The 25,087-nt window shown below is 41.9% G+C and carries 21 protein-coding genes and 1 other annotated feature; of the genes, 19 read left to right on the forward strand and 2 right to left on the reverse strand.

What is annotated here, in order from left to right:
* The first annotated feature begins 1 nt into the window (after nt 1).
* Nucleotides 2-856: a Cof-type HAD-IIB family hydrolase gene (locus tag A5886_RS03050; protein WP_086273580.1), complete on the forward strand. Its 855-nt coding sequence runs from the start codon at nt 2-4 to the stop codon at nt 854-856.
* Between the two features lie 34 nt (nt 857-890).
* A complete protein-coding gene (locus A5886_RS03055) occupies nt 891-1,418 on the forward strand; it encodes a pyrophosphohydrolase domain-containing protein (RefSeq protein ID WP_086273581.1) in 528 nt (175 codons plus the stop codon).
* Nucleotides 1,419-1,479: 61 nt separating this feature from the next.
* Here A5886_RS03055 and A5886_RS03060 read toward each other — a convergent pair whose 3' ends face one another.
* Nucleotides 1,480-2,829, reverse strand: coding sequence for an aspartate kinase (locus tag A5886_RS03060; RefSeq protein WP_086273582.1), 1,350 nt, complete (start codon nt 2,827-2,829; stop codon nt 1,480-1,482).
* A 360-nt stretch (nt 2,830-3,189) separates the two neighbouring features.
* Here A5886_RS03060 and ezrA point away from each other — a divergent pair, with 360 nt between their 5' ends.
* The 11 genes from ezrA (at nt 3,190) to A5886_RS03120 (ending at nt 17,010) form a co-directional block, all read left to right on the forward strand.
* Nucleotides 3,190-4,911: a septation ring formation regulator EzrA gene (gene ezrA / locus A5886_RS03065; RefSeq protein ID WP_086273583.1), complete on the forward strand. Its 1,722-nt coding sequence runs from the start codon at nt 3,190-3,192 to the stop codon at nt 4,909-4,911.
* A gap of 178 nt (nt 4,912-5,089) precedes the next feature.
* Nucleotides 5,090-6,232 (forward strand): cysteine desulfurase family protein, encoded by a 1,143-nt coding sequence (locus A5886_RS03070; RefSeq protein WP_086273584.1) that lies wholly within the window; start codon nt 5,090-5,092, stop codon nt 6,230-6,232.
* A gap of 49 nt (nt 6,233-6,281) precedes the next feature.
* Nucleotides 6,282-7,487, forward strand: a complete 1,206-nt coding sequence (gene thiI, locus A5886_RS03075; protein WP_086273585.1) for a tRNA uracil 4-sulfurtransferase ThiI — start codon at nt 6,282-6,284, stop codon at nt 7,485-7,487.
* Nucleotides 7,488-7,644: 157 nt separating this feature from the next.
* The gene (locus A5886_RS03080; RefSeq protein ID WP_086273586.1) at nt 7,645-8,298 is read left to right on the forward strand and encodes a redox-sensing transcriptional repressor Rex; all 654 of its coding nucleotides are present in this window, start codon (nt 7,645-7,647) and stop codon (nt 8,296-8,298) included.
* 65 nt (nt 8,299-8,363) lie between these two features.
* Complete coding sequence (gene tpx / locus A5886_RS03085; protein WP_086273587.1) at nt 8,364-8,855, forward strand: thiol peroxidase; 492 nt, start codon at nt 8,364-8,366, stop codon at nt 8,853-8,855.
* 56 nt (nt 8,856-8,911) lie between these two features.
* Nucleotides 8,912-9,126, forward strand: a binding site (T-box leader).
* A gap of 110 nt (nt 9,127-9,236) precedes the next feature.
* The gene (locus A5886_RS03095; protein WP_086273588.1) at nt 9,237-11,876 is read left to right on the forward strand and encodes a valine--tRNA ligase; all 2,640 of its coding nucleotides are present in this window, start codon (nt 9,237-9,239) and stop codon (nt 11,874-11,876) included.
* Between the two features lie 121 nt (nt 11,877-11,997).
* Nucleotides 11,998-13,311 (forward strand): bifunctional folylpolyglutamate synthase/dihydrofolate synthase, encoded by a 1,314-nt coding sequence (locus A5886_RS03100; protein ID WP_086273589.1) that lies wholly within the window; start codon nt 11,998-12,000, stop codon nt 13,309-13,311.
* Complete coding sequence (locus A5886_RS03105; RefSeq protein ID WP_086273590.1) at nt 13,304-13,978, forward strand: HAD family hydrolase; 675 nt, start codon at nt 13,304-13,306, stop codon at nt 13,976-13,978. The genes A5886_RS03100 and A5886_RS03105 overlap by 8 nt, the downstream gene beginning before the upstream one ends.
* A gap of 74 nt (nt 13,979-14,052) precedes the next feature.
* Nucleotides 14,053-14,733: a RadC family protein gene (radC, locus tag A5886_RS03110; protein WP_086273591.1), complete on the forward strand. Its 681-nt coding sequence runs from the start codon at nt 14,053-14,055 to the stop codon at nt 14,731-14,733.
* A 184-nt stretch (nt 14,734-14,917) separates the two neighbouring features.
* Complete coding sequence (locus tag A5886_RS03115; RefSeq protein WP_086273592.1) at nt 14,918-16,621, forward strand: putative glycosyltransferase family protein; 1,704 nt, start codon at nt 14,918-14,920, stop codon at nt 16,619-16,621.
* Nucleotides 16,622-16,809: 188 nt separating this feature from the next.
* Entirely contained in the window at nt 16,810-17,010 is a 201-nt protein-coding gene (locus A5886_RS03120) for a cold-shock protein (RefSeq protein WP_005225155.1), read from the forward strand.
* Between the two features lie 55 nt (nt 17,011-17,065).
* On the opposite strand, the gene A5886_RS03125 is transcribed toward A5886_RS03120, so the two are convergent.
* Entirely contained in the window at nt 17,066-17,404 is a 339-nt protein-coding gene (locus A5886_RS03125) for a helix-turn-helix domain-containing protein (protein WP_086273593.1), read from the reverse strand.
* Nucleotides 17,405-17,563: 159 nt separating this feature from the next.
* Between A5886_RS03125 and A5886_RS03130 the strand changes: the two genes are divergently transcribed.
* The 6 genes from A5886_RS03130 (at nt 17,564) to A5886_RS03155 (ending at nt 25,065) form a co-directional block, all read left to right on the forward strand.
* On the forward strand, nt 17,564-17,815 hold the full coding sequence (locus A5886_RS03130; RefSeq protein WP_086273594.1) for a helix-turn-helix transcriptional regulator: 252 nt from the start codon (nt 17,564-17,566) through the stop codon (nt 17,813-17,815).
* A gap of 33 nt (nt 17,816-17,848) precedes the next feature.
* Nucleotides 17,849-18,790, forward strand: a complete 942-nt coding sequence (locus A5886_RS03135; protein ID WP_086275969.1) for an ABC transporter permease — start codon at nt 17,849-17,851, stop codon at nt 18,788-18,790.
* A gap of 11 nt (nt 18,791-18,801) precedes the next feature.
* The gene (locus A5886_RS03140) at nt 18,802-19,695 is read left to right on the forward strand and encodes a carbohydrate ABC transporter permease (protein WP_086273595.1); all 894 of its coding nucleotides are present in this window, start codon (nt 18,802-18,804) and stop codon (nt 19,693-19,695) included.
* A gap of 28 nt (nt 19,696-19,723) precedes the next feature.
* A complete protein-coding gene (locus A5886_RS03145) occupies nt 19,724-20,326 on the forward strand; it encodes a DUF624 domain-containing protein (protein WP_086273596.1) in 603 nt (200 codons plus the stop codon).
* Nucleotides 20,327-20,367: 41 nt separating this feature from the next.
* On the forward strand, nt 20,368-21,924 hold the full coding sequence (locus A5886_RS03150; RefSeq protein ID WP_086273597.1) for an extracellular solute-binding protein: 1,557 nt from the start codon (nt 20,368-20,370) through the stop codon (nt 21,922-21,924).
* A 66-nt stretch (nt 21,925-21,990) separates the two neighbouring features.
* Nucleotides 21,991-25,065 (forward strand): alpha-mannosidase, encoded by a 3,075-nt coding sequence (locus tag A5886_RS03155; protein WP_086273598.1) that lies wholly within the window; start codon nt 21,991-21,993, stop codon nt 25,063-25,065.
* Nucleotides 25,066-25,087: the final 22 nt, after the last annotated feature.

Genomic DNA, 25,087 nt, shown 5'->3' on the forward strand with positions numbered 1-25,087 from the left:
TATGATTAAAGCAATTTTTTTTGATATCGATGGTACATTGATTGCCAATAACGGCAAAGCCTTATCTAGTACCCGGGCAGCCATCCAACAAGCCCAAGAAAAAGGGGTCTTATGTGGGGTTGCGACAGGACGTGGTCCTGTCGAATTGGACAAAGTCATCGATTATCTACCGTTGGATATGTTTATTACCTATAATGGGCAATTCGTTTATACAAATGAAAGCTTGATCTATGCCAAGCCATTTTCAAAGCCAACGCTAGAAACCATTGTTGACTATGCAGATGAAAATTATCGTCAAGTGATGTTTGGCGGTGAGACCCAAGTCGCGGGCAGTTTGACGATCCGTTTAAGTCAATCGCCGGTGATGCAGCGGTATCTGCGGTTTGTACCGAAGAAATTTCCAGTCGGCTTTTTGAAGAAAATGTTGCAGCGTTTTAGTCCCAATCGCAATGCCAAGAGATATGAGTCATTAGATATTTTGCGAGAACCGATTTATCAATGTATCATGTTGAGTCCAGAGTCAGAAAAGGAAAAATTGATGAATAAATTGCCGCAATGCGATTTCAAGCGCTCCAATGCCTATTCAGTGGATATCGTGCCCAAAAGAGGGTCAAAATTAAGAGGCATCAAAGAGTTCCTTGCCTATGAAGGCATTGCGATCGAAGAAGCGATGGCGTTTGGCGACCATTTCAATGATGTCGATATGTTAAAAGGCGTCGGTATTGGTGTGGCGATGGGGAACGGACAAGACGTGACCAAAGAAAGTGCTGATTATGTCACAGCCTCCAATGATGAGGATGGGATTCAACAAGCGTTGATCCATTATGGTATTATCGAGGCGAACCCGAAACAATAAACCAGTCATGTGACACCAGAAAAGAGGAAGATAGATGCGTCCATTTGAGATGACAGAAGAGTTTCACCGCACCTTTGATCCAACTTGTCCACCGATCCCCCAACCGTTTTCTTATGAAAAAGCAGTTTTTCGGGGTGGTTTCAAAATTGAAGAGATCGTTGAATTGATTTATGCCGCCAGCAATAATGATCAAGAGAAATTCTCAGTAGGGCTTGCGCAGTTGCATCAGGCAATTGATCAAGCGGCGCAGAAGCTTGCCGCTAAAGCGCAGCCAACGGAAGATTCTTTTGTAGAGCAAGTGGATGCGCTATGTGATTTGCTGTACTTTACCTATGGTTCGTTCTCCCTTATGGGGATTGATCCAGATCCATTATTGGCGATCGTCCATCAAGCCAACATGGGGAAACTGTTTCCTGATGGGCAACCGCATTACCACCCGGAAACCCATAAGGTGATGAAGCCTGATGACTGGTCAGAACGTTTTGCTCCAGAAAGCAAAATCAAAGAAGAAATCAACCGTCAAATCAAAACCAAACAAAATCAAATCAAAGACAACCAATAAAACAAACGACCGTCCACAGCGCTGCATTTCTGCGCATTGTTGACGGTCGTTTCCTTTCGGCTTAGTCGAAAAAGGTGTAATACAAGGTTCGAACAGCCGCTTTTTCTTGTTCTTTGTGGATACCGAACATAATGCTGACTTCCGAGGAACCTTGGTTGATCATTTCTAAGTTGATGTTTTTGCGGGCGAGGGCAGCGGTGCTGTCCGCGGTGATCCCGACACGCTGCCGCATGCCTTCACCAACTACTACGACCATAGAGAGGTCATGGGTAATTCGTAATTCATCTGGATCAATCTCATAAGCGATCTTTCTTAACAGTGTTTCTTCTAACTCAGCTGTTAATTGATTGGAACGCATGATGATCGAAATATCGTCGATTCCTGAAGGCATGTGTTCATAATTCAAATCCAAGTCACGGAAGATTTCAAGTACCCGCAAGGTAAAGCCGACTTCGCGGTTCATCAGATATTTGCGGATATAGATCATACAAAACCCTTCATCACTGGCGACGCCAATCACAGGTTGTTCTAGATTATCCCGATGATTGGTGATCAGTGTTCCCGGGTGACTAGGGTTGTTGGTATTTTTGATCACGACAGGGATTTTGGCATGGTAAGAAGGCATCAGAGCCTCGTCGTGCAAGACAGTAAAACCAGCATATGACAATTCCCGCATTTCGCGATACGTCACTTCTTTGATTGACTCCGGGCGATGGACATAACCTGGATGTGCGGAAAAAATGCCATCCACATCAGTAAAGTTCTCATAGAGATCGACTTGCAAGCCAGCTGCAACGATAGCGCCAGAAATGTCAGAACCGCCGCGAGAAAATGTACAGATATCACCCGCTTCGGTATAACCAAAGAAGCCGGGAATCACCAGAATAGCTTGGCTATCATGCCAAGCGTTGATTTTCTCATAAGAGGCATGCAGAATACGGGCATTCTGCGGTTCATCCGTCACAGTCATCCCTAACTCCCGTGGATTCATATAGCGGGCAGGCAGACCAGCACTTTGCAAGATGCCGGCAATCAATTTGGCATTGTTGTCCTCACCGCTGGCCAAGACAGTATCGTAGAAATGAGGATTGTTTTCGTAAGGTAATGTGACAAACTGTTGTAAAGAGGTATGAATAGATGCTAAGTGATCAGCGGCAATCTTAAATGGTGCCGCAATGGCTTCATAACGGCCATAGATTTCAGCAAGCAATGCTTCGATCGGTTCATTGGCACAACGGGCTGCACAAACGGCGAGAAGCAAGTCGGTCACTTTTTTGTCTGCGTTGTTGCGCTTGCCTGGTGCAGAGACCACGACAAAACGTCGTTGCGTATCTTCTTTTATAATATCCACTACTTTTTGCACTTGTTCAGCTGAGGCGAGAGAACTGCCTCCAAATTTGGCTACTTTCATATGACATACTCCTGTTCAAGCTTTTTACTAGAGTACAGTTTCGCTTTTGATAAATCAAGCTGTTTCTTGAAAAAAGATGATAAATTGCATAAAAAACCGTTTATCAGCTGTTATTTCGCAATATTTGCTTCCGAATTTTACGAAAAACATTCCTATAAAATATCAGATGCCAAAAAAGTCAATCTTTTTTGCCTCAATCTAATGCTTGATTTTTTTCTTTATGCTATAATCTAGCGTAGATGCTTTTTTATAAAGGGGACTTCTGTCCTTTTGTGAAAAAAGCCCCGAAACCAAAATCAATCTGCTTGTGGGCAGATTTCAGAGGCAACATGTATATTTGAAAATTGGAGGAACCACAACATGGGAACTAATATCATCTTCGGCATTGTCATTGCGATTATCGTCATTGCAGCGATTTTATATGCAATTGGCTATTTTATGCGAAAGAAAAACCAAGAAAAGCTGAATGCCTTGGAAAAACGTAAAGAGAATCTTTTTGACTTGCCAGTCATAGAAGAGGTCGACGAAGTCAAAAGAATGCACCTTGTCGGTCAAAGTCAAAATACGTTCCGGGAATGGAACCAACAATGGACAGATATTTCTACAAAATCTTTTGCAGAATTAGAAAGTCAAATTTTCGAAGTGGAAGAATTGAATGAACGCATTCGCTTCTTTAAAGCCAAAGGGGCCATCGAACAAGCGGAAGCGACCATGAATGACATGGAGAGCCAAGTCGAAGAGATCCGTGCTGGCTTGAAAGAATTGCGTGAAAGTGAAGAACGCAATTCATTAGAAGTCCAAAAAGCATTAGACGTCTATGAAGAATTGAAAAAGAACCTTCGTGAACAAGGGGAAGAATTCGGACCTGCGTACAATGAACTACAAAAACAAATCAAAAATATCGAAATTGAATTCACACAATTTGTGACATTGAATACTTCTGGTGATCCGGTGGAAGCCCGTGAAGTCTTAGAACAAGCGGAGCAACATACGTACGAAGTCGAAGACTTGATGAAACGCATCCCAGCTGCTTACGAAGAATTGAACCGAACTTTCCCAGACCAATTGAAAGAAATCCAAGATGGTTATCAAAAACTGCTTGATCAAAAATATGTTTTCCCTGAACAAAACTTCCAAGAAGAAATCAACCGCGTCAAGAAACGGGTCGAAAATTCTACTAACGATCTTGCCAAAACAGAAGTTGCGACAGTTGAAGTGGCGAATCGTGATACAGCAAGTGATATTGATGGCTTATACACTGTCATGGAACGAGAAATCAATGCCAAGAAATATGTGATGAAAAATCGTCAAGTCATCGTTGATTACATTGAACATGCGACAAAGAACAACCGTCAGTTATTGATCGAATTAGACCATACCGCACAAAGTTATACATTGAATCATAATGAATTAGGTCGTGTCCGCGGCTTCCAAACAGAAGTCGATGAACTGGCACGTCGCAACAATGAGTATTTGCCACAACTTGAAAACCATGAAATTTCTTACTCAGAAGTGCAAAGCTACTACAAAGATGCTTACAAAATCCTTGATGATGTTGAAAGCCAACAAGTGGAAATCGATGAGTCATTGGCAGAATTGCGTCGTGGTGAAAAAGTGGCCCACGAAAAAGTGGAAGCCTTCGAATTCCGTTTGCGCAACTTGAAACGATTTGTTGAAAAACAACGATTGCCAGGTTTACCAGGAGAGTATCTTGAGTTCTTCTTCGTGGCTACTGATCGTGTGGAAGATCTTGGCAAAGAGTTGAACAAGATCCGAATCAACATGCAAGACATCAACAAATTGGTTTCAGTTTGTGAAGATGATTTGGACCTATTAGATGAACAAACCCATGATTTAGTAGATGCAGCAGCATTGACTGAGCAAATGATGCAATACGCAAATCGCTATCGTCATTCTCATCCAGACATCAAAGCGGCGATCGATAAATCATTGTATCTTTTCAGCAAAGAATATCGCTATCAAGACGCCTTAGATGAAATCGGCACTGCTTTAGAACGTGTCGAACCAGGTGCCTTCAAACGCATCGAAAATTTCTATTTCAATAACCGCGATTTAGTCTAATCCCAAAGCCAGCCAGTGCACGACGGCTGGCTTTCTTTCTGCGATGAATCAGCTGAACAACACTTGATAGACAACCATACAATTCTTTATAAAATCACTACATTGTGGAACAAGCCTTGAAAGTGTTAGCTGCACCAGTTATAATGGGAAAGAATTTTTTAGAGAAAGGGTCCTACCATTGATTTATTTCGACAATAGCGCCACAACAGCCATCTATCCCCAAGCTTTACATACATATACACAAGTGAGTCAACGAATCATCGGCAATCCATCCAGTTTGCATGACCTAGGCAATCAATCCAATCGACTGTTACAGCAATCACGTCAACAAATTGCGGATACGTTATCTGTTCAACCTACTGAGATTGCTTTTACAAGCGGCGGCACGGAAGGCGACAACTGGGTACTCAAAGGAACGGCACTCGCCAAGAAAGCCTATGGCAATCATTTGATTATTTCCAGTATCGAACATCCTGCTGTTAGTGAAACCGCAGCACAATTGTCTGAATTAGGTTTTGAGGTCAGCGTGGCACCAGTCGATGGTCAAGGATTTGTCGATGTCGACGCACTCTCGGCTCTGATCCGCAAAGAAACGATTCTCGTCTCCGTCATGGCAGTCAACAATGAAATAGGCAGCATCCAACCCATCAAAGCGATCGCAGCTGTTCTGGAAGAGTATCCAACGATTCATTTTCATGTAGATGCCGTTCAAGCAATCACCAAGGTTCCCCAAGAGGAATGGATGCCAACACGTGTAGACTTTGCGACGTTTTCAGCCCATAAGTTTCATGGTCCCCGGGGTGTGGGCTTTATCTATTGGAAAAAAGGCCGCAAATTAGCGCCGCTACTGACAGGTGGCGGTCAAGAAAGCAACCAACGCAGTGGCACTGAAAATGTTCCTGCAATCGCAGCGATGGCCAAAGCTTTGCGTCTTGCTGCAGAACAAAAAGCCGAAAGACCCAAACATGTTCAGTTATTGAAGCAATACTTATTGGAAGCTTTGGCCAGTTACGAGAAAGTGACAGTATTTTCTGGCTCTGACGGCTTCGCGCCTCATATCCTGTGCTTTTCATTAAAAGGCATCAGAGGAGAAGTATTGGTTCATGCCTTTGAGGAGAAACAAATCTATATTTCTACCACCAGCGCGTGTTCTTCTCGTAAGAAAATGGCCAGCAGCACCTTGCATGCAATGCAAGTTCCCAATGATTTGGCCACATCTGCTGTCCGCATCAGTTTGGATGAAAGCAATACAATGGCCGAAGTTGAACAATTCTTGATCGTTTTTCATCAGCTTTATCAGAAGTTTTCCAAAATCAACTAATTATCCGAAACAAAACAAAAGATCATTCGATAACTAAAGGAGTTTAATCGTGAACTATACAGAAATCATGGTTCGTTATGGCGAACTATCAACAAAAGGGAAAAATCGGCGCAGCTTTATCATGCAGTTGGCTGAAAATGTGAAACGGACTTTAGCAGATTTTCCAGATGTGAAGATCCATGCAGAAAGAGACCGGATGCACTTGTTGTTGAACGGTGCAGATGGCAAACACATCATACCAAGACTGCAAAAAGTCTTCGGTATTCAAAATTTCTCGCCAAGTATTCGCGTGGAGAAAGACATTGAGGTGTTAAAAACATCTGTGCAAACCTTGATGAAAGAAATCTATACAGGAACGGAAACTTTCAAAATCACTGCCAAACGCAGCGACCACTCGTTTGTTCAAGACAGCAATGAGCTGAATTTGACATTGGGCAATGCTGTCTTTGATATTTTTCCAGATATTCGTGTACAAATGAAGAAACCGGATATCAATTTGCGGGTCGAAATTCGGATGGACGGTGCCTATTTGTCTTATGAAACGATTCAAGGTGCTGGCGGTTTGCCAGTTGGGACCAGTGGCAAAGGAATGCTGATGTTGTCTGGTGGAATCGACTCGCCAGTTGCCGGCTACTATGCGATGAAGCGCGGTGTCGAGATTGAAGCTGTCCACTTTGCAAGTCCGCCTTACACCAGTGAACAAGCTTTGCAAAAAGCCAAAGATTTGACCGAAAAACTAGTACCGTATGTCGGTAGTATCCAGTTTATTGAAGTGCCCTTTACAGAGGTGCAAGAAGAAATCAAAAATCGGGTGCCGCAAGGGTATTGGATGACATTGACCCGTCGCATGATGTTGCGTTTGACTGATGCGATTCGCGAACAGCGACATGGGTTGGTGATTTTGAATGGGGAATCATTAGGACAAGTGGCTTCACAAACTTTGCAGTCAATGGTGGCAATCAATGAAGTGACCACTACACCGATCATCAGGCCTGTGGCAACGATGGACAAATTAGAAATCATTGAGGTTGCTCAAGAAATCGATACCTTTGAATTGGCGATTCAACCCTTTGAAGATTGTTGCACGATCTTTGCGCCGCCTCAACCAAAAACACGGCCAAAATTGGAAAAAGTCCATTTATACGAAGAACGCTTGGATATTGACGGCATGATCAGTCGCGCAATGGCTGGATTGAAAATTGAGCAAATCACAGCAAAACAAGCAATAGATGAAGCATTTGCTGACCTTTTGTAAATCTTGCAAAATAAAAGAATACGTATGAAGTAAGCCTGTATGCCGTTTCTAAGACATGCAGGCTTTTCGTTGCAAAAGTTTGTGAATAATTTCTTGCTATTCAAAATTCAACGTGCTACACTCGATATGTGAACATTTTAACAAGGGAGGTAGAACGATGGAAAGCTTAAAAGAAAAGAAACTTCCAAAAGCAACTGCCAAACGGCTGCCAGTCTATTTAAGACACTTAAAAATTCTGGATGCTACAGGTGTCCAACGGATCAAATCAAAAGAATTTGCCGAAATTACACAGGTCCCTTCTGCAACGATCCGTCGTGATTTTTCGCATTTAGGTGAATTAGGACGTAGTGGATACGGCTATGATGTGCCGTATTTGATCGAGGTGTTGAGCCATATACTGGAAACCAATGAAGAAAAGAAAATTGCCTTGATCGGTTTTGGTAATTTAGGCAAAGCATTGGCCAATAACAATTTTCGTCGCAATGAAAACCTGTCGGTGACAGCGGTTTTTGACAATGACCCGCAATTGGTGGGGCAAACGGTTGGTGACCATTATGTGTATGGGATGGATCAATTGGCTGAAGTCGTCAAAGAGGAAGGAATCACAGTGGCGATTTCTACGGTACCTAGCCGCTATGCCCAAAGTGCGGTGGATGTCATCGTTGATGCCGGCATCACAGCAATCTTGAATTTTGCGCCTGATCCAGTAGTGGTACCTAAAGCCGTGAATATTCAATATATCGATTTAACGACCGAATTGCAAACCTTGATCTTTTTTGATACGACTTATTCACAAAAAACGAGGGTTTGAGCAAATTCTTTTCGTTTTCTGTGATTCTTCCTTATACTGGGAGAAAACGCAATAGGAGAGATGATATGCAAGTTACACGTAAAGGAACCGTCTATGAAATGCCTGGAGATCAACCAAGGGTTGGAGATATTGCCCATGATTTTCGTTTGAAGAGTTTGGATGACACTGAGTACACTCTGGCTGATTTTTTGGGCAAGCCAACGATCATCAGCGTTGTGCCCGATATCGATACACGAGTGTGTGCATTGCAAACCAAGCGCTTTAATCAAGAGGCTAGTCAATTAGACGAGATTCATTTCGTAACGATCTCAAACAATACCAAAGAAGAACAAGAACAATGGTGCGGCAAAGAAGGTGTGGACATGATCGTTTTGCATGATCCAGCAAATACCTTCGGAGAAGCTTACCAAATCATGATTCCAGAATTTGGCCATTTTGCACGGGCGATTTTTGTATTGGATGCAGATGGTGTCATGCGTCATGTTGAAATCGTACCAGAAATTGCCCAAGAGCCTGATTATCAAGCAGCCATCGACGCTGCTAAAGCAAACCTCTAATTGACTTTCGATCGACTTCATTGTAGAATATAGCAAGATGAAACAAGAATGAAAACAGCAAGACAATGTTCAAGAGGAGTATTTGTTCACCTGGTGTATAGAGAAAAGTCGGTCGGTGCAAGACTTTCCCAGAAGCAAAGAAGGTAGCTTGAAGGTCTTTGATTCGAGGATCCATGCTGATCCAAGGACAAACGCATCGTGACCGTTAACTCACGTCAAAGTGGTAGAGAAATCTACAATTTAGGTGGTACCGCGTATCAGCGCCCTAAATGCCTCGGCATTTAAGGCGCTTTTTGTTGTCTTCGGCATCCACTGCACATTTTCTGCCCTTTGATTAGCGCTCATCTGACACAATAATTGATCCACATAGGAGGAGACCACATGACAGAGGAATTATCCACAAAATACAATCCCCAAGAAGTTGAAGCCGGACGCTACCAAAACTGGCTCGACCATGATCGTTTCAAACCAAGCGGAAATAAAGAAGCCAAGCCCTATTCAATCGTGATCCCACCGCCAAACGTAACAGGGAAATTACATTTAGGCCATGCGTGGGATACCACATTGCAAGATATCATCATTCGCCAAAAACGGATGCAAGGCTACGATACATTATGGTTGCCGGGTATGGACCATGCAGGGATCGCTACGCAAGCCAAAGTCGAGGAGAAACTACGTGAACAAGGTATCTCTCGCTACGATCTTGGCCGCGAAACATTCATTGAGCAAGTATGGGATTGGAAAGAAGAATATGCCGGTCACATTCGTGAACAATGGGCCAAAATGGGCTTGTCATTGGATTATAGTCGCGAACGATTTACATTAGACGATGGACTATCAGATGCCGTTCGTAAAGTCTTTGTGACATTATATGAAAAAGGCTTGATTTACCGTGGAGAATATATCATCAACTGGGATCCACAAGCACGTACTGCATTGTCAGATATTGAAGTGATCCATAAGGACATTGAAGGTGCTTTTTATCATATGTCCTATGAGTTGGCAGACGGCAGCGGCGTCGTAGAAATCGCAACGACACGTCCAGAAACAATGCTTGGCGATACCGCGGTCGCTGTGCATCCAGATGATGAACGTTATCAAGATTTGATTGGCAAAATGGTGATCTTGCCATTGGTCAACAAAGAAATTCCCATCATTGCTGATACGTATGTTGACCAAGAATTCGGAACAGGTGTTGTGAAAATCACACCTGCCCATGATCCAAATGACTTTGAGGTCGGTAATCGCCATGACTTGCCTCGTGTCAATGTCATGAATGAAGATGGCTCAATGAATGATTTGGCTGGCGCTTATGCTGGGATGGACCGTTTTGCCGCTAGGAAACAAATCGTCAAAGACTTGGATGAACTTGGCCGGTTGATCAAAATCGAAAAAATGGTCCATAGTGTAGGGCACTCTGAACGTACGGGAGTTGTTGTGGAGCCGAGATTATCCACACAATGGTTTGTAAAAATGGCACCACTTGCCCAACAAGCAATTGACAATCAAGCAACAGACGATGCAGTGGCATTTTATCCGCCACGGTTCAATCAGACCTTCTTGCGTTGGATGGACAACGTCCATGATTGGGTAATCTCTCGTCAGCTTTGGTGGGGTCATCAAATCCCAGCGTGGTACCATAAAGAAACTGGTGAAATGTACGTTGGCTTAGAGGCGCCGGCAGATGCAGAGAATTGGCAACAAGATCCAGATGTCTTGGATACTTGGTTTAGTTCAGCTTTATGGCCGTTTTCAACCATGGGTTGGCCGGATGAACAAAACGAAGATTATCAACGCTACTTCCCAACCAATACGTTGGTCACCGGCTATGATATTATCTTCTTTTGGGTTAGCCGAATGATTTTCCAAAGCTTAGAATTTACTGGTAAACGTCCCTTCGAGAATGTCTTGATCCATGGCTTGATTCGCGATGAACAAGGCCGCAAAATGAGTAAATCATTGGGCAATGGCATCGATCCGATGGAAGTTATCGAGAAATACGGTGCGGATGCATTGCGTTGGTTCCTATCAAATGGTTCAGCACCAGGACAAGATGTTCGCTTCAGCTATGAAAAAATGGATGCAGCGTGGAACTTTATCAACAAAATCTGGAATGCATCACGCTTTGTCTTGATGAACGTTGAAGGCATGAATGTGGAAGACATTGATTTTTCTGGTGAAAAATCAGTCGCTGATCGGTGGATCTTGACGCGACTAAATGAAACAATCGAGAAAGTCACTGATCTTTTTGAACGCTTTGAATTTGGTGAAGCGGGCCGCCAATTGTACAACTTTATCTGGGATGATTTCTGTGACTGGTATATCGAAATGTCCAAAGAAACGTTGTATGGGGACAATGAAGCTGCCAAACATGTCAACAAGAGTATTTTGGTTCATGTGCTTGATCACATCTTACGCCTGCTGCACCCAATCATGCCATTTGTGACCGAAGAAATTTGGAGTAAATTGCCACATACCGGTGAATCATTGGTTGTCGCACAATACCCAGTCGTTACACCAGAATGGTCAGATGACAAAGCAGCACAAGGTATGGAAGTCTTGAAAGAATTGATCCGATCAGTCCGCAATATTCGTGCTGAGGTCAATACACCATTGTCAAAACCAATCACACTCTTGATCCAAACCAATGATCAAACAGTGGAAGAATTCTTGATCAACAACAAAAATTATATCGAACGTTTCTGCAATCCTGAAGAATTGGTGATTTCCAATGATCTAGATGCACCAGAACTTGCGATGTCCGCTATTTTGACCGGTGCGACGATTTACTTGCCTCTAGCAGGATTGATCAATATCGAAGAAGAAATCAGTCGATTGGAAAAAGAATTGGATAAATACAATCAAGAAGTCAAACGTGTTCAAGGCAAACTATCGAATGAGCGTTTCGTGGCCAATGCCCCTGAAGAAGTGGTGGCTCAAGAACGCAGCAAAGAAGCCGACTATCTTGAAAAGAAACAACAAGTACAAGAGCGAATCGATCAATTACGGACGATTCAATAAGATCTATCAGGGAGCAGCTAGTAAGATAGCTGTTCCTTTTTTTCTGTAAAGGGGCGTCTTGAGGGAATAGAAATTAGGAAAGCAGCGTTTTTTTTGTTAAAATAAAAGCGAGGTGAACGAGATGACAAGCGAAGAAGCAATTGCATGGATCCATGGTCGTTTAACGTTTGGCGTTAGACCCGGATTACGCCGTGTCGAGGCGTTATTGAAGCGATTAGGCAATCCAGAAAAAGAAGTAACCATGATCCATATCGCCGGGACCAATGGCAAAGGATCGACCGTCAGTTATTTGCGTAGTTTATTAGAAGAGAGCGGTTTGCGGGTGGGGACATTTACTTCCCCCCATATCGAGTCCTTTAATGAGCGGATTGAAATCAATGGGCAGTTTATTTCCGATGAGGATTTGGTTGGGTGGGTCGCGCGCCTGCAACCATTGGTAGCACAAATGGACCAAGAAGAAGACGTGACGGGCATCACACAATTTGAAATCATTACGGCCATGGCATTAGGCTATTTTGCTGAGCAGACAGTCGATGTTGCCTTGATCGAAGTAGGCCTTGGCGGTTTGTTGGATAGTACCAACGTCATCGCACCAATCCTGACAGCAATCACCACGATTGGCATGGATCATATGGATGTCCTTGGGGATACGGTCGAAGCGATTGCTGCCCATAAAGCGGGGATCATCAAGCCGGGTATCCCATTGGTTACAGGCAATATCTCTGAGCCGGCGCTATCAGTGATCGATGCCAAAGCCAAAGAAAATGCTGCTGCAACCTATCATTTGGGTGAAGACTACAACGTCAATTACCGTCATCCCGATGCTACGTGGGGCGAGGTCTTCGATTTTGACAATGTACAGGGCAAAATCAAAAGCTTAGTGACCCCTATGCTTGGCCGCCATCAACCAGAAAATGCCGGTGTGGCTATCCAATTGTATGCATTATATTGTGAGCTGCAACAGTTGCCTTTCACAACCAAAAATGTCCGCAATGGCGTAAAAAATGCCCATTGGCCAGCGCGAATGGAGAGGTTGAGCCAAGAACCATTGGTGATATTGGACGGTGCGCATAATACCCATGCCATGACACGTCTAGTGGACACAATGAAGGAAGAATTCAGTGCGTATCGTATCCATATTCTTTTTTCGGCACTAGAAACCAAAAATATTTCCGATATGTTAGATCAACTGCTGCAGATTCCCCAAGCTGAGATTTATATGACGACCTTTGATTTTCCTAAAGCTGTTAACTTAGCTGCGGGCTATCAGGATATCGATCCGAAAAGAATTTCAACCGTCTCACTCTGGCAGTTTGGGTTGGCAGAGTTATTAGAAAAAATGACCAGCGATGATTTACTGCTAGTCACAGGTTCATTATATTTTGTTTCAGAAGTACGAGAATTATTACGATCATTAGGAGGAAACAATGGCTAAGTTGCAAGGTGTGATTTTCGATATGGATGGTTTGTTGTTCGATACAGAGTTGTTGTATTATCAGGCCACACAAGAGGTTGCCGATGAGATGGGTATTCCCTACAGCAAAGAATTATATTTGGCGTATGTTGGTGTCTCAGACGAAGAAGTATGGGCGGCCTATCATGAACGATTTGATCCTGATTTCGGTCATGATACAGTGGCGTGTTTTATCCAAGCCGCATTTGATCGAACAGTGACCTTGTTCCAACAAGGCGCTGCCGAACTCAAACCCGGCGTGCACACGCTATTACGCTTCTTAGATGAGCAGCAGATTCCACGTATCTTAGCGTCAAGCAATCAACGGGCTGTCATTGATACCTTGTTGGCAGCGGCTGATTTAACGGCAGCATTTCCTGAAATCGTCTGTTTTGATGATGTGGCTAAAGCGAAGCCAGATCCGGAAATCTTTGAGAAAGCCCAACAGATCCTTGGCGTTCCGAAAGCCTCCTTGGTTATTTTAGAAGATTCCGCCAATGGCATTCATGCAGCCCATAGTGCAGGGATCTCTGTCATCATGATACCTGATTTGATTGCCCCAACAACGATCATTGAAGAGAAAGTATTGGCTATCTTGCCTGCTTTGACAGATGTGCCAGCGTTTCTTTCAGAAGCCTACACAATATAAATAATGGATACATCCAATCAACTGAAACTCTTTTGCGTATTTCTATTATAGAATATGGCAAAGGAGTTTTTTTGATGACGAAAACAATTATTCCCCAAAGCTCGTTTCCTCGCGAACGGATGCTGCATTATGGGGTGGATGCATTATCAAATCAAGAATTATTGGCGATCGTATTGCGTACCGGTGCACATCCGTTGAATGTCTTGGAATTGGCAGGGGTTATTTTGAACCGTTTTGAGAATATTTATGAACTCAAGCAAGTCACACTGGACGAGCTGCAGGAAATTCGCGGTGTTGGACAGATCAAAGCAATTGAGATCAAAGCGATGATCGAATTGGGCGGTCGGATCCAGCGAGCCGGACAACCGAAATATGGCAAAGTCAATTCCAGTATGGATATTGCGAAACATATGATGCAAGAACTGAAAGACTATCGGCAAGAACACTTACTTTGTTTGTACCTCAACACCAAGAATGAGATCATTCAGAAAAAGACCTTGTTTATTGGCTCGCTGAATCAATCGATTGCACATCCGCGAGAAATTTTTCATGGTGCAGTTCGTTGCAGCGCCGCCCGGGTGATTGCGGTCCATAACCATCCCAGTGGTAGTCCGCAACCCAGCGAGGCCGATTTGGCCTTTACACGACGCTTGATGAAGTGTGGTGAGATCATGGGCATTGATTTACTCGATCACTTGATTATAGGCGACAATGCATACGTGAGTTTGCGAGAAGAAGGGTTATGGGAGGAGTAAGTACTGTCTCTTATACACATCTAGATGTGTATAAGAGACAGGAAGAAGGGTTATGGGAGGAGTAAGTAGGGTTGTTTTATAATTTTGTCTAAAATAATCTTTTTATATAAAATAATTCTTTTATTTAGACAAAAATATGCTATTGTATAAATTATCTTATGGGATGTAGAAAGTAGGATAATGGATGCAGTTTTGGAAAAAAAGTCAGAATATCGGCTATGTATTGGCCTTGTTAGGGTGCGCAGTAGTTTTGGTTTTGCCGCAGATCGTCTTAGGCAGCTTAGTGATTTCATCGGATTCATTGTTTCACTTTAATCGTTTTTATGATACAGCGATGCAAATCAAGGAAGGGAATATGCAATACTTTGTCAGTTTTTACGGTTTTCAGCAGAGTGGGCGGATCGTCAATGCACTCTATGGCCCAATCATCGCGTATCTCCATGGTGGGTTGGTTGTGCTGAGTCCCAATTGGTTCTTCTATCAAGTCAGTGCCAATTTTTTGTTGTATGTTCTGGCAGGCTATTCAATGTATGGACTACTTTGTGCTTGCAGGATACGACCAGCAACGTCATGTTTGTTCAGTGTGGTCTATCTGACGACCTATGCGATTCAATACTGGATGATGCGACAGGGATTTTCTAGTTGGGGTGCAGCGATCTTGCCCCTTTGCTTGATTCCATATATGCAATGGATGCAGACAAAAAAGTTTGACCCTTTCAAAGTGGGGATCAGTGTGGCTTTAGCTGTTCAAGTCCATCTGATGACTGCTTTGTTTGTGGGTCTGATTTATGCATTCGGATTGATTGGGATTCTTTGGCAAAAGAAGCGAGTGGACTGGTCCTTGTGCTGGAAGATTGTACAATCGATCGTTGTATTTCTATTTTTGACTGCAAATATTTGGCTGACTATGCTGCTGATTTATCAAGGAAATACATTGTTGCCGCCCTTCATCAATCGCAATATGTATCGTAGTACAATCACCTACAATAGTACCTACTGGATAATGACACCAACGATTTTGATTGCCGGGGTATTCTTTATGATTGGAGAAGGGGTGCTGTCTTTTCGACGGTTATCCTTTGATAGGCGCATGTTGTTTCTGCCGTTTTCGTTTTTTGTGTTGCTCAGTACCAACATTGTACCTTGGCGATTCTTGGTTGAGAATCATTTCTTCCTCGCCGAGCTGATCCAGTTTCCGTTTCGTTTCTTTATCCCGGCGACGACGTTGATGATGGTTTATTTAGCGAAGCGCTGGCAGGAAAAGGTTACGCACCGATATTGGCATCTCTTGGTGATCGTTTGTGCGGTGGGGCAGTGTTTGCTGATGAATACGGAAGCAAATTTACGTTGGCACCAATCAGAAGCGCCTTTTCAAACAAGAAAACATACAACCCATTTTTCAGAAGACATCCAACGCACCAAAGAAGCCTTCCATTCCACTGACAAACAAGCGGCTTTGCTGCTGCTTCAAAAAGGGACGCCGGATTATGTGCCGATTTATAGGGAAGATGATGCCAATAAGTATGAAGCCTATACAGAACAAATGATTCTCCCAAATGCAGATTTTGACAAAGTAGTGCAAGGCAATCAGCTGATCTTGCGTTGGCAGGGGCAAGAGGGACGACAAAGACAACTGCCTTTGATCATTTATGATCGGACAATCGTACATTTGAATGGTGCACCTCTCGAAGGTGAGTCATTACAATTAACAACCATCGGTGCCCCTATAGTGATAGAAAATGCAGGAATGAATCAGATGACCATTGCTTATCCCACACCTCGCGGCTTTCTGGCTGTTCTATGTGTTGTATTGTTTCTTTGGCTCTTGGTGATCGGCAAATATGGCAAACGACTTGTCATACGGCAGCGTTGCTTTAAAAAATCATGAAATATCTAAAAATGATTAAAAATCAGCGAGAAAGAATTAATCTTCTGTCTTGCAAAAAAATATCTTCAAGTGTAAAATATTATTGTAATTTTGTTTGCAGTATAGATGTTGAAACGTAAGGGACACCTCTATCGCACAAAAGCAACGTTACACACAATTAAGTGCTGATGCACGAGGAGGTTTTTTTAATGGAACAAGGTACAGTAAAATGGTTTAATGCTGAAAAAGGGTTTGGTTTTATCTCTCGCGAAGACGGTACAGATGTATTTGTACATTTCTCAGCTATCCAAGGTGAAGGATTCAAAACATTAGAAGAAGGTCAAGCAGTGACTTTCGACGTTGAAGATTCAGACCGCGGACCTCAAGCAGTAAACGTAAACAAAGCATAAGACTTGTTTAGCACTGCTTTTGCGTACAATCGATATCAAAAGCCCAAAAGACCATCTAGTCGATGGTCTTTTTTTTGATTGCTTTGCTTTTGATGTAGGCGATAAATGACAATATTTCTTTCAGATCATCTTCATCTAGAGATGAATCATGTGCAGCATCCACAAGCGTACGTTGATAATCAGATGAATAGGTTATTTGCGATGTTCTTCCTAGAAGAAAGTCCGTAGTCACACCAAACAAATCAGCTAATGCTTGCAGCGTGCGGAAATCCGGCTCTCGTTTACCCAATTCGTATGCTGTGTATGCGGGCCGTGTGATACCGATCTGATGGGCTATTTCTTGCTGAGTAAAATTATTTTTTAAGCGTAATTCTTTAATGACATGAGGAAACATAATGACACCTGCTTTCATCGTGATAGTAACATAGCGTTACGAAGAAAAAAAGCTGAACGCTGGTTGCTTTTTGTTACTTTATTCACGTTGACAAGTAACGATTGGTTACCTATAATTAATATTGTGTCGTATCGTTACTTTGTAGAAGGGAGTAAAATCATGAGGGAATGGTTAATAAAAATAAGAGAAGAGAGGGGGTATACACAAGAGCAAGCTGCGAATAAGGCTGATATTGAACGTTCTTATTATAATATGATCGAACGAGGCAAGCGTCGACCTAGTGTCGATGTGGCACAGAAAATCGGTCATGCCTTGCATTTTGAATGGACCTGTTTTTATACAAAGGAATGTAACGAAAAGACACCATGTGAAGGGTTAAATCATCAACATGAACAAGGAGGGGATATTTAGTTGAGGACACAAGCTTTAAACAAAAATAAGCAAATACGACCACCCAAAAGCAAAGATACGAAACCCTATTTTTCTATTTTATTGAGGGATATCAAAAAACATAAGTGGTTATATGTCATGTTGATTATCCCAATTATTTTTGTGCTGATTTGGAATTATTGGCCAATGTATGGTGTCGTCATTGCATTCAAAGATTATTCACCAGCATTCGGTATTTTGGGTAGTCCTTGGGCAGGGATTAAACATTTTGAACGTTTCTTTGCCTCCTATTTCTTTGTAGACATTATTGTGAATACATTGCGGTTGAGTCTGTATAGTTTGTTGGTAGGTGTTCCGTTACCAATCATCCTGGCATTGCTTTTTAATGAATTGAATCGGAAATGGTTTAAAAGCAGTGTACAAACAATCTCTTATATTCCCAATTTTATTTCTGTTGTGGTTGTGATCGGGATGGTCCAATTCTTCTTTTCAACACAAGATGGAATGGTCAATACGTTGTTGAATACACTGGGCTTTCAATCTATCGACTTTTTAGGCAGTCCAAAATGGTTTCCGCATATTTATGTCTGGTCTGGTGTATGGCAAGGAGTAGGTTGGGGAACATTGATTTATACAGCTGCGATGTCAGGCATTTCTCCAGATCAATATGAAGCCGCTTACTTGGATGGCGCATCTAGATTTCAATGTATACGCAATATTACGATTCCTTCAATTATGCCCACCATTGTTATCTCCACGATTTTAGCCACTGGCAGTATTCTTTCTGTAGGCTTCGAGAAAACGTTTCTTTTACAAAATGCTGCCAACCTTGCGACATCGGAAGTACTTTCAACCTATACCTACAAAATGGGGATTATTAATGGTGAGTATAGTTTTTCCGCGGCTGTTGGTTTGTTTAACAATGTGATTAATTTTATTGTACTATTTACGGTGAATAAAATTGCCCAAAAGACCAGTGAATCTAGTTTGTGGTAGGAGGAGAAGAGATGAAACAAGCAACATCAAAAGCCGACAAACTATTTGATATCTTGAATATTACTATAGTGATAATGATTTCTTTGATTATTTTGTATCCTCTTGTATTTGTCGTCAATGCTTCTTTCAGTGATCCAACACGAATATATGAAGTCCCGCTGTTGTTGTATCCAAGAGGATTTAATGTAGAAGGATATAAAGAAGTACTGAAGAGTACCGACATATGGACAGGATTCAAAAATGCAGTGATTTATACAGGTTTAGGCACAATCATTAATTTGACTGTTACGACTGTGGCCGCTTATCCCTTATCACGCCCTGGATTGAGGGGGAAGAAGTTCATCACCTTATTCTTCACGGTGACGATGTTCTTTAGTGGCGGATTGATTCCAACTTATTTAGTCAATCAACAATTGGGTATCGTGAACACCATTTGGGTCATGATATTGCCGGGGGCGCTAGGTGTCTATAACATGATTTTGATGCGCACATACTTTAGTCAGAATATTCCTAATGACTTGATTGAAAGCGCTTATATTGACGGAGCGAATGATTTGTGGCTGCTTTGGAAAGTAGTTTTGCCTTTAGCAACGCCGATTATCGCTGTGATGGCGATGTTTTATGGTGTTGGTAGATGGAATGCATACTTTGATGCTTTAATCTATTTACAAGACCGTGCGAAGTATCCATTGCAAATTATACTAAGAGAAATTTTGGTACAGGGTCAATTTGGACAAGATATGAATCAAATCATTGCTGGTAGTGCAGAATCAGAATTGTTGATGTTGAAAATGACATTAAAATATAGTGTGGTGATCGTATCTAGTTTACCAGTTCTACTATTCTATCCAGTAGTGGCTAAGTACTTCGAAAAAGGAATTTTAGTTGGTTCGATCAAAGGGTAAATGTCTAGTACGTTGAAAGGAGTAGTAGATGACAAATAGGTTCTTTGCATTATGCGAATGGATATATTATTTGATTTGTATAAATATGTTGTGGTTACGTTACACCTTATTTGGGGGCTTATTCTTTAGTTTGATTCCTGCGACAGTTACGGTTTATGACTGCTTGCGCAAACTGATTTTAGAACATGACGAAACAACTGTATCACAGGTTTATAAAACCTATTATCGAGTCAACAAACCAAGGTATAAAAATGTATCCTGTATCTCGTTTCTACTCATTGGAACGATCTTGTTTTTATACACCCTGATGGGTACGTATGCTTCGCCGCCATTTCCATTCGAGTTTGCGGTGCGAAGCAATTTGTTCTTATTCTTGCTGCTTTCAATTGTTTTCTTTCCAGTTCATGCGTATTTCACATTATCTAAATCAAAAATGATCATCCAACCGCTGGCGTTTATCTTTATTTGTCCGCTTCAAACTGTTGCCAGCTTGATGATGATCGGTATGGTTGGTTTTGTGTATCGTTCCTATCCATTACTAGGGATATGTTTAGGGATTGGATTACCTGCTTATTGTATTAGTCGTTTGTTTTTAAAGAAGTTTGTCAAAATGAACGGTGTCTTTTTTTGAAACAGTTGCTCGTTGCACGTGGCATAAAAGGAGTTGAAACGATGAAAAAGAAATACTTATTATGTTTATTCCCATTCTTATTGTTCTTTACGGCTTGTCAATCTTCCTCTGAGGATACCCCTGAAGCAGATGCAGAAGAGAATCAAACGAAAACGATTCGTTTAATGAGAAGTGATTTTACAGATGTTCGACCAAAAAGTGAAGACTTATGGATGTGGCAAGAATACGAGAAGATGTCAGGTGTTAAAGTTGAGTGGGATGAAGTGAAAGAATTTGGTGAAAAGAAAAATTTGATTCTTTCAGGAGAGCTTCCAGACGCTTTTTATCAAACCGGATGGAGCACGGATGAGATTGTGAAATATGGGCAGCAAGGGCTGTTCATCCCTTTAGAAGATTTGATTGCTGAACATGCCCCGAATCTGCAGAAAATATTTGATGAACATCCTGTGGTCAAGAAAACACTCACAGCACCGGATGGACACATCTATTCCTTGCCTTATATGTCATTGGATCCGATGAGTGGCGGGAGAACAGTTCGCTTATATATCAATCAAAATTGGCTGGATGAACTGTCATTAGATGTCCCAAGAACCACAGATGAATTAAAATCTGTGTTGGCTGCGTTTGTTGCCAGCGATGATGATCGAGAAGGATATTATATGCCAAGCGGACAGATAGCCAGCGGACTAGAAAAAATGATCATGGCCTCATATGGACTAGGCACAGGTGGCCGTCAAGCTATGGGAAATATGCTGTTTGTTGATGACAATGATGAGCTGCAATTAACGATCAATCATGAACGGATGAAAGAAGTCTGGCTGTATTTACGAGAGCTATATGCTGATGGCTTAGTAGCAAAACAATCTTTTGCTGGTGTGGACGATGATAAATGGCGTGCAGATGCGGCGCAAGATAAAGTTGGTTTGTTCCAATGGGTCGATCCTGATTATATTGGTCCTTTTGGTCCAGAAACGTACACGCCTATTAATGTGATCGAAGGCCCCTACGGAGATAAGACATTGTTTACAGAGCCGCCAGTTGCGGGAAGCGCGTCCTTCATTATTACGAAAGATGCACCGGACCCTGCATTATTATTAGAATGGGTGGATTATTTCTATAGTCCTGAGGGGCAAATTTTTGCCTATCTAGGTGAAGAAGGCGTCACGTATGAAGTGGATGAAGAGGGCAATATGGTCTATGTCGAAGACATTCTGAATTATAAGAATGGGCCACAATTAGGCGCGTTCCAATGGGTTGATAATGTGTATGGCGGCTATTTCCCATATGCAGAATTGGATCAAGAGATACGCGATATTGCTTTTGGCAAAGAACCAGCTGTTTATGATGACGTAAAAGATGAATATATGCCGAAATACATGCTGCCTAATTTTATGGCGACGGAGGCAGAAGCCGCAGAAATGGCGACGATTTCGACAGATATTTCAACATATGTCGAACAGTCACGGGTGAAATTTGTGACAGGAGAGTGGGACTTGGATAATGATTGGGATGACTATGTCCAACAACTTGACCGTGTTGGAGCGCAACGCTTATTAGAGATTCGCCGCCAACAATATGAACGGTTCATGACGGAGTGATTGCAGCATAATTGCGACAAAACGCGCGTAACTATGCTGAGAAAATCCCATAAAGGAGAACATTCAATGAATATGTTTTTACAAGAAGAAAAGCTCCAACGTCGTATCCATGAATTAGCAACATTACGATTTCGAAATAAACGAGATCTCGATATATGGCAGATACAAGAAGATATGTCGAAAGAAGAAACAGATCCGCCCCAATCTTTTGTTGATACACAGTTTTTTCGGTTGGGCGATAGTTGGAAAGGTCGCGATCGTTATTTATGGCTGCAGGCAACAGTTGATGTTTCTAACAGCGATAATATCTGCTATTTCGATTTCGGAAAAACTGGCGGTGGTGGTAACTCAGGTTTCGAGGCACTATTATATGTTGATGGTGTACCCGTTCAAGGAATTGATTCGAATCACCAAGAATATATCTTTCAACCATCGGAAATTGGCAAGACACTTACTTTGAATCTTAAGTTATGGTCTGGTTTAGAAGGTGGGGGTGAGAAACGTCAACTAACACACACATTCAATCAAGCCTTTATAGGGAAATTAGATTCAGATGCAAATGCATTTTATGCTATGTCTCAGATGATTCTCGAAACAGTAAGTCAATTGACTGAAGATCATGCCTATAAATACCGTCTTTTGAGGCTTCTGACGGAAGCTTGGCAGCTGGTTGATTGGCGCGTGAAAGGCGATGAGTCCTTTTATGAAAGTATTGTGTGCGCCAATCAATACTTGGGTGTACAACTTGAAAAATTACCAAAAAATGAACTTGTCACCGTAACAGCGGTAGGCCATACCCATATTGATCTGGCTTGGCTCTGGAGACTGAAACATACCAGAGAAAAAGTAATACGCAGTTTTTCGACAGTCTTGAAATTGATGAAAGAATATCCAGAATATGTCTTTTTACAATCTCAGCCGCAATTATATCAATTCATAAAAGAGGACGCTCCTGACATCTATCGTCAAATCAAGGAAAGAGCAATGGAAGGTCGTTGGGAAGTTGAAGGGGCCATGTGGGTCGAAGCGGATTGTAACATTCCAAGTGGCGAGTCTTTGGTTCGGCAAATTTTATATGGCAAGAAATTTATCAAGGAAGAGTTTGGGCATGAAAGTTCCTATTTATGGTTACCTGACGTCTTTGGTTATTCATGGGCGTTACCTCAGATCCTTAAAAAAAGCGGCATCAAGACATTTATGACAACAAAAATCAGCTGGAATCAATACAATCGAATGCCTAACGATACCTTTTTGTGGAAAGGGATGGATGGTTCAGAAATATTGACCCATTTTATTACTACACCTGTTCCGGGAGGAAGAAGTTGGACCGAAAAATCTAACTGGTTCTATACTTACAATGGTACGTTGACACCTGAAACGGTGCTGGGTATATACCGTGGATACCAAAACAAAGCCTTGAATCAGCAGCTATTGTTGTCTTATGGACACGGAGATGGCGGTGGTGGTGTGACTAGAGAAATGTTGGAAAATAGAAGACAGATGGCAAAGATCCCCGGCTTACCACAAATCAATACTGGCAGAGCGGATGTTTACTTCGACCAATTGCATGAAACAGTTAATGAACAAGCAGCTTATTTACCTAAGTGGGATGGCGAATTGTATTTAGAATATCATCGTGGGACCTATACATCTCAAGCATATATCAAAATGATGAATCGCTATTTTGAAATTCAATTGCGAGAACTTGAAGCATTGTATAGCTGCCAAACACTGACTAAAAGAAGCAGTTATCCAAATGAAATATTTGAAAAAATATGGAAAAATGTTTTGAAGAATCAATTCCATGATATTATTCCAGGTTCATCCATTGCTGAAGTCTATCGTGACTATCGTAAAGATGCTGAAACATGTATGGAAACAATCGCTGAATTAAAAGAAAATTTGCAAGCAAAGCATCAGCCATTAACGCTCGTGAATACAGCTGGTTGGTCAAGACATAGTCTAGTCAAAACAACTACTTTAGCACCTAGACCCAAGCACAGTGTTCAATTGGGCGAGGATTGTTATAGTGTGCATCGAATAGATGCTTTGGATGCTGTCTCTTTTGCAGGTAACGAATGTAAACTATCAAGTGAACAGACAGTTTTATTGCAAAATAATAAAGCCGAAACAACATATTACTATTTAGAATGGAACCAAGCAGGTCAGTTGACGCGTGTTTTCGATAAAGAAAATAAAAAAGAAGTATTGTTAGGAAAAGGCAATGTTTTCCAATTGTTTGAAGATAAACCAATTAATTTTGATGCATGGGATATTGATTTGTTTTATCAAGAAAAGATGACCGAGATCACAGGATCAACTTGGCAATTGAAAGAAAATAATCCTATCTTTGCGATTTTCACCGTACAAGCAACATTCGGTCAGTCTACAATACAACAAGACATCTTGTTGTATCAACACACGAAACGGATTGATTTTGTAACGGAAGTTGATTGGCAAGAAAGGCAACAGTTATTAAAAGTGAAATTTGATGTCAATATTCGTGCAACAGAAGCCACGTATGACATTCAACATGGAAATGTCAAACGACCAACACACTGGAATACGAGTTGGGATACAGCAAAGTTTGAAACTGTCGGGCACCAGTGGGCGGATCTTTCACAAACCAATTATGGAGTCGCATTAATGAATGATTGTAAGTATGGATACGACATCAAAGAAAATCAAATGCGTCTTTCGTTGTTAAAAGGTGCAATCTATCCAGATCCTCATGCAGACCTAGGCAAACATCGTTTCACCTATAGTTTATTTCCGCATAAAGGGGATTTTGTAACGGGAAAAGTCGTAGAAGAAGCGTGGGAGATCAACGCACCATTAACGTTGATGAATGCTGATACTGATTTGATTCCCTTTGAACTGAAGGCCGAAGAAGGTCTCGTCGTTGACACAATCAAGCAAGCGGAAAATGGAGAAGGATGGATCATTAGATGTTATGATCATATAGGCGCGGATCGTACGTGCGTATTGACCTATACAGGTGAAAGGCAGGTCGTTTGGCAAGAAACAAGTATGATGGAAGAGCCCATAGAAGCAGAAAAAAACACACCGATCGAACTCGTATTGAAACCATATGAGGTAAAAACAATAAAAATCAAAGAAATTCACCAAGCATATTCTTAAATGTTTGACAGACAAAAAAACC

It is taken from the genome of Candidatus Enterococcus testudinis (assembly GCF_002140915.1).
In the GTDB taxonomy this organism is placed as follows: Bacteria; Bacillota; Bacilli; order Lactobacillales; family Enterococcaceae; genus Enterococcus_D; species Enterococcus_D testudinis.

Bases quoted from the DNA above. Each gene is read 5' to 3' on its own strand.
- A5886_RS03115 (WP_086273592.1), top strand. From the start codon at position 14,918: ATGCAGTTTTGGAAAAAAAGTCAGAATATCGGCTATGTATTGGCCTTG.
- radC (WP_086273591.1), top strand. From the start codon at position 14,053: ATGACGAAAACAATTATTCCCCAAAGCTCGTTTCCTCGCGAACGGATG.
- tpx (WP_086273587.1), top strand. From the start codon at position 8,364: ATGCAAGTTACACGTAAAGGAACCGTCTATGAAATGCCTGGAGATCAA.
- ezrA (WP_086273583.1), top strand. From the start codon at position 3,190: ATGGGAACTAATATCATCTTCGGCATTGTCATTGCGATTATCGTCATT.
- A5886_RS03130 (WP_086273594.1), top strand. From the start codon at position 17,564: ATGAGGGAATGGTTAATAAAAATAAGAGAAGAGAGGGGGTATACACAA.
- A5886_RS03145 (WP_086273596.1), top strand. From the start codon at position 19,724: ATGACAAATAGGTTCTTTGCATTATGCGAATGGATATATTATTTGATT.
- A5886_RS03150 (WP_086273597.1), top strand. From the start codon at position 20,368: ATGAAAAAGAAATACTTATTATGTTTATTCCCATTCTTATTGTTCTTT.
- A5886_RS03140 (WP_086273595.1), top strand. From the start codon at position 18,802: ATGAAACAAGCAACATCAAAAGCCGACAAACTATTTGATATCTTGAAT.
- A5886_RS03100 (WP_086273589.1), top strand. From the start codon at position 11,998: ATGACAAGCGAAGAAGCAATTGCATGGATCCATGGTCGTTTAACGTTT.
- A5886_RS03155 (WP_086273598.1), top strand. From the start codon at position 21,991: ATGAATATGTTTTTACAAGAAGAAAAGCTCCAACGTCGTATCCATGAA.
- A5886_RS03060 (WP_086273582.1), bottom strand. From the start codon at position 2,829: ATGAAAGTAGCCAAATTTGGAGGCAGTTCTCTCGCCTCAGCTGAACAA.
- A5886_RS03120 (WP_005225155.1), top strand. From the start codon at position 16,810: ATGGAACAAGGTACAGTAAAATGGTTTAATGCTGAAAAAGGGTTTGGT.
- A5886_RS03050 (WP_086273580.1), top strand. From the start codon at position 2: ATGATTAAAGCAATTTTTTTTGATATCGATGGTACATTGATTGCCAAT.
- A5886_RS03095 (WP_086273588.1), top strand. From the start codon at position 9,237: ATGACAGAGGAATTATCCACAAAATACAATCCCCAAGAAGTTGAAGCC.
- A5886_RS03080 (WP_086273586.1), top strand. From the start codon at position 7,645: ATGGAAAGCTTAAAAGAAAAGAAACTTCCAAAAGCAACTGCCAAACGG.
- A5886_RS03125 (WP_086273593.1), bottom strand. From the start codon at position 17,404: ATGTTTCCTCATGTCATTAAAGAATTACGCTTAAAAAATAATTTTACT.
- A5886_RS03105 (WP_086273590.1), top strand. From the start codon at position 13,304: ATGGCTAAGTTGCAAGGTGTGATTTTCGATATGGATGGTTTGTTGTTC.
- A5886_RS03055 (WP_086273581.1), top strand. From the start codon at position 891: ATGCGTCCATTTGAGATGACAGAAGAGTTTCACCGCACCTTTGATCCA.